11 protein-coding genes are annotated in these 9,713 nt (G+C 73.8%); 6 read left to right on the top strand and 5 right to left on the bottom strand.

Annotated elements, in window-relative coordinates; all coding sequences use genetic code 11:
- The 3 genes from C5508_RS18145 to C5508_RS18135 all read left to right on the top strand — a co-directional run.
- Positions 1–476: aldo/keto reductase (locus C5508_RS18145; protein ID WP_198598171.1), on the top strand; the 476-nt coding region annotated here is incomplete at its 5' end.
- Positions 473–1,810, top strand: coding sequence for an FGGY family carbohydrate kinase (locus tag C5508_RS18140; protein WP_104526325.1), 1,338 nt, complete (start codon positions 473–475; stop codon positions 1,808–1,810). The genes C5508_RS18145 and C5508_RS18140, both read left to right, overlap by 4 nt.
- Positions 1,811–1,902: 92 nt before the next feature.
- Positions 1,903–2,088: a hypothetical protein gene (locus tag C5508_RS18135; RefSeq protein ID WP_104526324.1), complete on the top strand. Its 186-nt coding sequence runs from the start codon at positions 1,903–1,905 to the stop codon at positions 2,086–2,088.
- Between the two features lie 24 nt (positions 2,089–2,112).
- Here the strand turns inward: C5508_RS18135 and hisN are convergent, their stop codons facing one another.
- The gene (gene hisN / locus C5508_RS18130; RefSeq protein WP_332872204.1) at positions 2,113–2,895 is read right to left on the bottom strand and encodes a histidinol-phosphatase; all 783 of its coding nucleotides are present in this window, start codon (positions 2,893–2,895) and stop codon (positions 2,113–2,115) included.
- A 52-nt stretch (positions 2,896–2,947) separates the two neighbouring features.
- Entirely contained in the window at positions 2,948–3,130 is a 183-nt protein-coding gene (locus C5508_RS18125; protein WP_104526322.1) for a DUF2795 domain-containing protein, read from the bottom strand.
- A 44-nt stretch (positions 3,131–3,174) separates the two neighbouring features.
- On the opposite strand from C5508_RS18125, the gene C5508_RS18120 reads away from it, so the two are divergent.
- Positions 3,175–3,711, top strand: a complete 537-nt coding sequence (locus C5508_RS18120) for a DUF2087 domain-containing protein (protein WP_104526321.1) — start codon at positions 3,175–3,177, stop codon at positions 3,709–3,711.
- Positions 3,712–3,898: 187 nt separating this feature from the next.
- On the opposite strand, the gene rsgA is transcribed toward C5508_RS18120, so the two are convergent.
- The 3 genes from rsgA to C5508_RS18105 all read right to left on the bottom strand — a co-directional run bounded on the left by rsgA (position 3,899) and on the right by C5508_RS18105 (position 7,693).
- The gene (rsgA, locus tag C5508_RS18115; protein ID WP_232797273.1) at positions 3,899–4,768 is read right to left on the bottom strand and encodes a ribosome small subunit-dependent GTPase A; all 870 of its coding nucleotides are present in this window, start codon (positions 4,766–4,768) and stop codon (positions 3,899–3,901) included.
- Positions 4,769–4,911: 143 nt separating this feature from the next.
- On the bottom strand, positions 4,912–6,195 hold the full coding sequence (gene aroA / locus C5508_RS18110; protein ID WP_104526327.1) for a 3-phosphoshikimate 1-carboxyvinyltransferase: 1,284 nt from the start codon (positions 6,193–6,195) through the stop codon (positions 4,912–4,914).
- A gap of 34 nt (positions 6,196–6,229) precedes the next feature.
- Positions 6,230–7,693 carry an NAD-dependent succinate-semialdehyde dehydrogenase gene (locus tag C5508_RS18105; protein ID WP_104526320.1) on the bottom strand — a complete coding sequence of 488 codons (1,464 nt, stop codon included), beginning with the start codon at positions 7,691–7,693 and terminating at the stop codon, positions 6,230–6,232.
- 139 nt (positions 7,694–7,832) lie between these two features.
- Here C5508_RS18105 and C5508_RS18100 point away from each other — a divergent pair, with 139 nt between their 5' ends.
- Positions 7,833–8,579 carry an SOS response-associated peptidase gene (locus C5508_RS18100; RefSeq protein WP_104526319.1) on the top strand — a complete coding sequence of 249 codons (747 nt, stop codon included), beginning with the start codon at positions 7,833–7,835 and terminating at the stop codon, positions 8,577–8,579.
- Between the two features lies 1 nt (position 8,580).
- Positions 8,581–9,594 (top strand): fused MFS/spermidine synthase, encoded by a 1,014-nt coding sequence (locus C5508_RS18095; protein WP_232797272.1) that lies wholly within the window; start codon positions 8,581–8,583, stop codon positions 9,592–9,594.
- Positions 9,595–9,713: the final 119 nt, after the last annotated feature.

Genomic DNA, 9,713 nt, shown 5'->3' with positions numbered 1-9,713 from the left:
TTATTTTTTTTTTTTTTTATTGTTACGTCTACCTCCTAGTTTTATACTTTCCTCTTCGTCGGCAGCTTCAGTGGTGTATAAGAGACAGGTTCAGCCCGCTCGGCCGGGGGTTCCTCACCGGCGCGATCACCAGCCCCGACGACTTCGGGCCCGACGACTTCCGCCGCGACCACCCGCGCTTCCAGGGCGAGGCGTTCGCGGCCAACCTGCGGCTGGTCGACGCCGTGCGGGCGCTGGCCGACCAGAAGGGCTGCACCGCCGGGCAGCTCGCCCTGGCCTGGGTGATGGCGCAGGGTGACGACGTCGTCCCCATCCCGGGGACGAAGCGGCGCAGCTACCTGGAGGAGAACGTCGGTGCCACGGCCGTCGAGCTCTCCGCCGACGACCTCCGGCAGCTCGACGAGATCGCCCCCACCACGGAGGGCAGCCGCTACCCCGACGCCGGCTACACCTACGGCGACAGCCCGGAGCGGTGAGCGCCGCGGTCCTGCTCGGGGCGGATCTGGGCACCAGCGGCCTGAAGCTGGTGGCCCTCGACGAGGCCGGCACGGTGGTCGCGGAGGCGGAGGCCGGCTACGACCACGACCGTCCGGCGCCCGGCCGGGCCGAGATCGACGTCGCCGTCTGGCGCGCCGCCCTGGACTCGGCGCTGGGCGCGCTCGACCTGCGCGGAGCGCCGGTCCGGGCCCTCGGATTCTCGGGTCAGATGCACGGCGCCGTCCTCGTCGACGATCGCGGCCGTGCGCTGCGCCCGGCCCTGCTGTGGCCCGACTCCCGCGCCACCGCCGAGCTGGGCCGGTGGCGCTCGCTGCCGGTCGGCGTCCGGGCTGCGCTGGCCAACCCGCTGGTGCCCGGCATGACCGGTCCGATGCTGGCCTGGCTCGCGGCGCACGAGCCGGAGATCCTGGATCGCGCCACCGCCGTGGTGCTGCCCAAGGACGCCCTGCGGGCGCAACTGGTCGGGGGCGGCCCGCTGGTCACCGACCGCAGCGACGCCTCGGGCACGCTGCTGTGGGACGTCGTCGCCGACGGCTGGTCGTCCGCCGCCTGCGCTGCCGCCGGGGTGCGGCCGGACCTGCTGCCGCCCGTGCGGCCGTCGGACGAGGTGGCCGGGACGGCCGTCCTCGACTGCGGGGATGTGCCGGTCGTCGTCGGAGGTGCGGACACCCCGCTGGCGCTCCTCGCCGCGGGCACCGGTCCGGGGCTGCAGGTGAACCTCGGCACCGGAGCCCAGGTGCTGCGGCCCGGGTGGACGCCGACCCCGGCCGACGACCCGGCGGTGCACGGCTACGCCGACGCCGAAGGTGGCTGGTACGCGATGGCGGCGCTGCGGAACGGCGGCTCGGCGTGGGCCTGGGTGTGCGGCGTGCTCGGGCTGACGTGGGCGGAGCTGTTCGCCGCCGCCGCATCCGTGCCCGACGCCGGAGGAGCGGTGTTCCGGCCGTTCCTCACCGGCGAGCGCGGCGGCGTCGCCGGACCGGAGGACCGTGGGGGGTGGGACGGCCTGGGTGCGAGCACCACGCGGGCGCACCTCGCCCGGGCCGCCGTCGAGGGAGTGGTCCGCGCCGTCGGTGCCGCCGCCGCGCTGCTCGACGTCCCCGACGACGGGGCGCCGGTGGTGCTCACCGGCGGCGGGGCACGCTCGGCGCTGGTGCAGCACCTGCTCGCCGATGAGCTGCGCCGCCCGGTCCGGCACCTGGCGCTGCGCAGCGCCTCGGCGATCGGGGCGGCCCTGCTCGCCGCCTCCGCCGTCGGCCTGGAGGTCGTGCCCGATCGGGCGCCGGGACCGCTGGTCGAGCCGGCCCGCTGAGCCCCCGCGGGGAACCGGGCCGCGCCGGGCGTCGTTTCCCGATCGGGCGGGGCCGACCACGGCCCCGGCGAGCAGGAGAAGGTGGACCCGTCATGGCGTCGTTGTTCAACAAGGTCGTCCAGCTGGCGAACAGCCCCAAGGCCAAGCAGGCGATCCAGCAGGCCCAGGTCAAGGCGCAGGACCTGGCCAAGGACCCGCGGACGCGGGCCAAGATCGACGACGTGCGCCGTCGCATCCAGGGTGGCGGTCGCGGCACCGGAGCCGGTCCGACCTCCTGACCGGCCCGAGCCGGCCCGCTGCCGTCAGGCGGGAGTGGGCCGGCTCTGCGGCCGCAGGATGTCCAGGGCGGCGTCGTGCAGCCGCCCGTTGCTCGCCAGGGCGCTGCCTCCGGCCGGACCGGGGACGCCGGTGACGTCGGTGAACCGCCCACCGGCCTCGCGCACGATGACGTCGAGGGCGGCGAGGTCCCACAGCGACACCTCGGGCTCGCAGGCGAGGTCCACCGCGCCCTCGGCCAGCAGCACGTAACTCCAGAAGTCGCCGTAGGCGCGGGTCCGCCACACCGAGCGGGTCAGGTCGAGGAAGCCGCCGAGCAGGTCGCGCTCCTCCCAGCCCGAGAGGCTGGAGTAGCTGAGGCTCGCGTCCCCCAGGGCGCCGACGTCGGAGACGCGGCAGCGGGTGGCCGACTCCAGACGACGTCCGGTCCACGCGCCGACGTCCTTGGCCGCCCACCAGCGACGGTTGAGGGCGGGCGCGGAGACCAGCCCGACGACCGGCTCGTCGCCGTCGACCAGCGCGATCAGCGTGGCCCACACCGGAACGCCGCGGACGAAGTTCTTCGTGCCGTCGATCGGGTCCAGGATCCAGCGCCGGGAGCCGTGCCCGGTGGTCCCGAACTCCTCACCCATGACCGCGTCGCGGGTCCGCGCGCGGCTCAGGGTGATCCGCAGCTGCTCCTCGACGGCCCGGTCGGCGTCGGTGACCGGCGTCAGGTCGGGCTTGGTGTCGACCGTCAGGTCCTGGGCCTTGAAGCGGTCCATGCTGATCGAGTCGGCCTGGTCGGCCAGCACGTGTGCCAGCCGCATGTCCTCTGAAAAGCCCCGAGCCGACGTCATGGGCACCCAACCTAGCGGGCGGTCAGTCGAAGACGGCGGAACTGACGCCGCTGGGGCCCTCGTACTCGCGGTCCTCGATCTTCTTCAACGCCTCCACCACCTCGCCGCCACCGCCGTTCTGCTCGGCGTGCCTGACGATGTCGTCCTTGCTCGCGGGGTAGTCGATCCCGGACAGGGCCTTCTGGATGTCGATAGGGCTCACCATGTCCCGGGCACTACCCAGCGAGCGCTCGGCGATACCGTCGGGACGTGGACGCAGCGACGATCGTGGGGCTGCTCGCCGATCCCGTACGGCTCAAGGTGGTGGCCGCGCTGGCGCTCGGGGCAGGCACTCTCGAGGAGGTGGCCGCCGCCTCCGGGCTGGGGCTCAAGGACGTCGCGCTGGCCGCCCGCCGGTTGGGCCGCGCCGGCCTCGTGCACCGCGAGGGGCACGCGCTGGCCCTGCACACCGAGCGGTTCGGTGCCGCCGCACGGGCGGCCGCGGAGGCGGCAGCGCCGCCGGAGCGGCTCTCCGACGACCCGGCGGAGGACGCCGTCCTGTCGGCGTTCGTGCGCGAGGGCCGGCTCACCTCGATCCCGGCGCAGCACAGCAAGCGACTGGTCGTGCTGGAACACCTGGTACGGGTGTTCGAGCCCGGGGTGCGCTACCCGGAGCGCGAGGTGAACGCGCTGCTCGCCGTCTGGCACCCCGACGTCGCGGCGCTGCGCCGCTACCTCGTGGACGAGGGGCTGCTCACCCGTGAGGCCGGCATCTACTGGCGCAGCGGCGGCTACGTCGAGGTCTGAGACCACGGCGCGGTCCCGTCGGGTGACGTGCTGGAACGGCCCCCTGCAGGGTCCCGCGCCGAGTGTGGTGACGTGCTGGAACGGCTGGCCTTCAGGGACCCGCCGCGAGCCTGGTGACGTGTTGGAACGGCCGGCCTTCAGGGGCCCGCGCCGAGCGTGCGAGGGGTGGGGGGGAAGGCCGGTCCTTCTAGTAGCCGGGACCGACCTGGCCGACGGCGGCCAGCAGCACCCGCAGCGCGTCCAGCTGGTCCCTTCGCTGCTCCGGTCCTTGGGCGGCCCAGGCGTCCAGCGCGCAGTCGGGGTCCTCGGCGGTGTGACCGCACCCGGGCGGGCACTCGGTGGCCGCCTCCGCGAGGTCCTCGAACGCGACGAGGACGTCGTCGGCGGTGACGTGCGCCAGCCCGAACGACCGGATGCCCGGCGTGTCGATCACCATGCCGCCGTCGGGGAGGTCGAACAGCACCGCCGAGGACGACGTGTGCCGGCCCTTGCCGATCTTGCTGACGTCGCCGGTGGCGCGCAGCGCATCGGGGACCAGCCGGTTCACCAGCGTCGACTTGCCCACGCCCGACTGCCCGACGAAGACGCTCATCCGGTCGGTGATCCGGTCGAGCAGCTCGTCCAGCGACAGCTCGCGCGACATCGGCACGGCCTTCAGCCCCAGGCCGGCGTAGCGGTCGAGCAGCGGCTGCGGGGACGCCAGGTCGGTCTTGGTCAGGCACAGCAGCGGCTCGAGCCCGCCGGCGTAGGCGGCCACCAGGCAGCGGTCCAGGAAGCCCAGCGCGGGATCGGGGTCGGTGACCGCGGTGACGATGACCAGCAGGTCGGCGTTGGCGACGACGATGCGCTCGGTGGGGTCGGTGTCGTCGGCGGTGCGGCGCAGCGAGGTGACGCGCTCCTCGATGGTCACGATGCGGGCCAGCGAGTCGGTGCGACCGCTGGTGTCACCGACGAGCCGGACCCGGTCGCCCACGACGACGCCGTGCTTCCCCAGTTCCCGCGCGCGCATGGAGGTGACGTCGACGGCGCCGTCGGGCCCCTCCACCCGCACGGTCATGCGCCCGCGGTCGACGGCGATGACCAGTCCCGGGACGGCGTCCTCGTGCGCGGGCCGAGTGCGGGTGCGCGGCCGGGAGCCTCGCCGGTTGGGGCGGAACCGGATGTCGTCCTCGTCGACGCGGTGCCCGCGCCGGTTGGTGCTCAGCGGGGGGCTCCGATCGGCTCGCCCAGCAGCCCGGCCCAGCGTTCGCGGAAGTCGGGGAGGGTCTTGGTGACCGCGCCGGGGTCGGCCACGGTGATGCCGTCGATGGCGAGCCCGAGGACGGCGGCGGCCATGACCATGCGGTGGTCGGCGTAGGAGTCCAGCCGCGCGGCGCGTCCGGGCCCCGGTTCGATCTCCAGCCCGTCGGGCAGCTGCCGCACCCGGGCGCCGACGGCGGTGAGCACCTCGTCGAGCGCCTGCAGGCGGTCGGTCTCGTGACCGCGCAGGTGGGCGACGCCGGTGAGCCGGGAGGGGCCGTCGGCCAGCGCGCACAGCGCGGCCAGCACCGGCGTCAGCTCGCCGACCTCACCCAGGTCGGCGACCAGCGGACGGACGCTGCCGCTGCCGGTGACCCGCAGCCCGCCGTCCGGGGTGCGCTCGACGGCTGCCCCCATGTCGGCCAGCAGCCGGTCCAGCTGCGCCCCGGGCTGGGTGGTGACCTCCGGCCAGTCGCGGACGGTCACCTGCCCGCCGGTGACCAGGGCCGCCGCGAGGAAGGGGGCGGCGTTGGAGAGGTCGGGCTCGACCACGCGCTCCAGGGCAGCGATCGGGCCGGCGGCGACCCGCCACCCGCGTCCGGTGCCGGTGACCTGCACGCCGTGCTCGCGCAGGGTCGTCACCGTCATCTCCACGTGCGGCATCGAGGGCACCCCGCCGGCCAGGGCCAGGTCGAGCCCCTCGTCGAACCGGGCCGCGGCCAACAGCAGGCCGGAGACGATCTGCGAGGACTCGCTCGCATCGACCGTCACGGATCCGCCGCGCACCCGGCCGGTGCCCCGCACGGTGAACGGCGACCGGCCGCGGCCGTCGTCGTCCACCTCGACGCCGAGGTCGCGCAGAGCGGCGATCAGCCCTGCGTTGGGCCGCTCGTGCAGGCGGGGGTCGCCGTCCACCGTCACGTCGCCGTCGGCCAGCGCGGCGACCGGCGGGAGGAACCGCAGGATCGTCCCGGCCAACCCGGCGTCGACCGTGACCGGCCCGCGCAACGGCCCGGGGGTGACCAGCAGGTCGTCGCCGTCCTCGGCGATCGTCACGCCGAGGGCGCGCAGCGCACCGGCCATGAGGTCGGTGTCCCGTGCCCGCAGCGGGCGGACCAGCCGGCTCGGGCCGTCGCCCAGCGCCGCCAGGATCAGCGCCCGGGCGGTGAGCGACTTGGACCCGGGCAGGGCGACGACGGCGTCGACAGGAGCCGGGGAGTGCGGCGCGGACCAGACGTCTGACACGGGGTCAGTCTGCCCGGTCACGCGCCGCTCCCGATCAGCCAGCCTGCGGCTTGTCGGCCCGCTTCACCGGGACGGTGCGCACCAGCCGCCGGTTGGCGAACTCGAACATGGCCAGCTCGGAGAGCTCGCGGCCGTAACCGGAGCGCTTCACGCCGCCGAAGGGCAGCTCGGGGGAGGAGCCGGTGGGCTGGTTGATCCAGACCATGCCGGCCTCCAGCCGCTCGGCGACCGCACGCGCGCGGTCCAGGTCGCCGCTCATCACCGTGGCTCCCAGGCCGTACACGCTGCTGTTGGCCAGCTCGACCGCCTCGTCGGCGTCCTTCACCTTGTAGACGACGGCCGCGGGGCCGAAGAGCTCCTCGTGGTAGGCCCGCATGTCCGGGGTGACGTCGGTCAGGATCGTGGCCTCGACGAACGCGCCGGGGTGCTCGGGCCGCTTGCCGCCGGCGACCACGGTGGCGCCCTTGTCGATGGCGTCCTGGATCTGCGCGTGCAGGTCCTGCGCGGCCCGCTCGCTGGACAGCGGGGCCAGCGACGTCGACGGGTCGGCCGGGTCGCCCGGGGCGAAGGTGGAGAACGCCTGCTTGAGGCCCTGCACGAAGGGCTCGTAGAGCTCCTCGGTGACGATCAGGCGCTTGGAGGCGGTGCAGGCCTGGCCGGTGTTCTGCATCCGGCCCATGGTCGCCGCCTTGACCGTGGCGCCGAGGTCCTCGGCGTCGAGCACGATGAACGGGTCGCTGCCGCCGAGCTCCAGCACCGACTTCTTCAGGTGCTTGCCGGCGAGGGCGCCGACGGCGCTGCCGGCCCGCTCGCTGCCGGTGAGCGTGACGCCCTGGATGCGGGGGTCGGCGATGACCTGCTCGACGTCGGCGATCCGCAGGAAGGTGTTGGTGAAGACGCCCTCGGGCGCGCCGGCGTCGGTGAACAGCTGCTCGATGGCCACCGCGCACTGCGGGGTGATCTCGGCGTGCTTGAGGATGACGGTGTTGCCCAGCACCAGGTTCGGTCCGGCCACGCGGACCACCTGGTAGAAGGGGTAGTTCCAGGGCTCGATCGCCAGCAGGACGCCGATCGGCTGGGTCTCCACGACCGCCTCGCCCTTGCCCATGAGCGGCCGGATGGACTGCGGCTCGAGGAAACCGGGGCCGTTGTCGGCGTAGTACTTGAGGATCATCGAGCAGAGGAACAGCTCGCCGGTGGCTTCCTCCCGGCGCTTGCCCATCTCCGTGGTGATGAGGGCGGCCAGGTCGTCGCGGCGCTCGTCCATCAGCTCGGCGGCCCGCCGGACGACGGCGGCGCGGTCGGCGACCAGGCGGTCGCGCCACTCCTGGTAGGCGGCGTGGGCGCGCTCGACGATCCCGTCGATGGCCTCGGTCGGGGTGAAGTCGAACTCCTTCTCCGTCTCGCCGGTGAAGGGGTTGACCGTCGCGTAGCGCCGGTCGGCGCTGTCGCTCGCGGTCTTCGGCTGGTCGGTCGCTGGGTTCTGCGTCGCGGTCACGCGGGTGATCCTCGTCTCTCGTCGATCGTTCCGACAGAGGGCCTACCCGGTCACCTCCGGCGCACGCGCGCCGGCCGGTCCGTCGGAGGGCCGACCTACAGTGCACGCAGGCCAGGTCCCCGTCCGGTGAGGAGACGCCATGTGCGGTCGTTACGCGGCCAGCCGCAAGCCCGAGGACCTCGCGCTCGAGTTCGAGGCGGTCCGGGCCGAGGGACAGCCGGCGCTCGACGCCGACTACAACGTCGCGCCCACCAAGGACGTCTACGTGGTCCGGCACGCGAAGGAACGCGACGCCGAGGGCCGACCGACCGGCGGCGGCCACCGCGAGCTGCGGGCGGTCCGCTGGGGCCTGGTGCCCTCGTGGGCCAAGGACGTCTCGGTGGGCAACCGGATGCTCAACGCCCGCGTGGAGTCCCTCACCGAGAAGCCGGCCTTCCGCACCGCCGCCCGGTCGCGGCGCTGCCTGGTGCCGGCCGACGGCTGGTACGAGTGGGCCAAGCGGATGGACTCGCCGACCAAGCAGCCGTACTTCATCACCCCCGAGGACGGCTCGGTGCTCGCGTTCGCCGGGCTCTGGGAGGTCTGGGGCAGGGGCGAGGACCGCCTGTACACCTGCACCGTGGTCACCGCACCCGCCACCGGCGCGCTCACCGAGATCCACGACCGGATGCCGCTGGTGCTGCCGCCCGACCGCTGGGCGGACTGGCTGGACCCGGCCCGCGAGGACATCACCGAGCTGGCCGCGCCCACACCGCCGGAGCTCGTCGCGGCCCTGGAGCTGCGACCGGTGAGCACCGCGGTGAACAACGTGCGCACCAACGGCGTCCAGCTCACCGCCCGTGCCGAGTCGGTCAGCGAGCCGGCCGACCAGCCCGCCCTCTTCTGAGATGTCCGCTGCCGCGGACCGGGTCCCGTCGGGGGAGGGCACCGGCGGGAGCGCGCTGCCCGGCTGGGTGGCGGCGTCGATCACCTTCCTGTGCTCGGGTGCGGTCCTGGTGCTGGAGATCGTCGGCCTGCGGCTGATCGCGCCCTACGTCGGCGTCACCGTGCAGACCAGCACCGCGGTGATCGGCTTCGCGTTGGCCGCCATCGCGCTCGGGGCCTGGGTCGGCGGGGCCACCGCCGACCGCGCAGATCCTCGCCGGTTGCTCGCCCCGCTGATGGTCGCCGGAGGTGCGCTGGTGGTTGCGGTGCTGCCGCTGGTGCGGTTCACCGGGGAGCTGTTGTCCGGGGCCGACGCCGGGGGAGTGCTGCTGCTGGCGGCCGTCGCCGTCGTCGTGCCGGCCGCCCTGCTCTCGGCCGTGCCGCCGATGGTGGTGAAGCTGCAACTGGCCAGCCTCGCCGAGACCGGTGCGGTCGTGGGACGGCTGTCGGGCATCGGCACGCTCGGCGGCATCGCGGCCACCTTCGCCACCGGGTTCGTCCTGGTGGCGATCCTGCCGAGCAGCGTGATCCTGGTGGCGACCGGTGCGGTCACCGCGGTGGCCGGGATGGCCGTCGCCGTCCTGCTCCGGCGCGTCCCCGGTGCCGGGCGGTTGCCCGTCGGGCTGCTCGCCCTCGCGGTCGGGGGCGGTGCACTGGCCGCCGTCGCCCCGACCCCCTGCGAGGAGGAGACGGCCTACCACTGCGCGCGGGTGGTGGCCGATCCCCAGCGGGACACCGGCCGGGTGCTGATGCTCGACACCCTCCGGCACTCCTACGTCGACCTCACCGACCCCACGCACCTGGAGTTCGAGTACGTGCGGGCGGTCACCGCCGTCACCGACGCGGCCTTCCCCGCCGGGAAGCCCGTCTCCGCGCTGCACGTGGGCGGCGGTGGGCTGACGCTGCCGCGCTACCTCGCCGAGGTCCGGCCGGGAACGCGGAGCCTGGTCGCAGCGCTGGCTCTTATACAGCTCTGACGCTGCGCACGAAGAGGTGAGTGATGATACGGTTGCATGCAGTATAGCATAAGAAACAATCATGACTATATCGGTATGTCGGTGATATTGTTGAGAGTCCTGCAGGGGTGATAGACAGT

This window comes from Blastococcus atacamensis, assembly GCF_002938425.1.
GTDB lineage: Bacteria > Actinomycetota > Actinomycetes > Mycobacteriales > Geodermatophilaceae > Blastococcus > Blastococcus atacamensis.
This window is presented reverse-complemented; position numbering and strand designations above follow the sequence as displayed.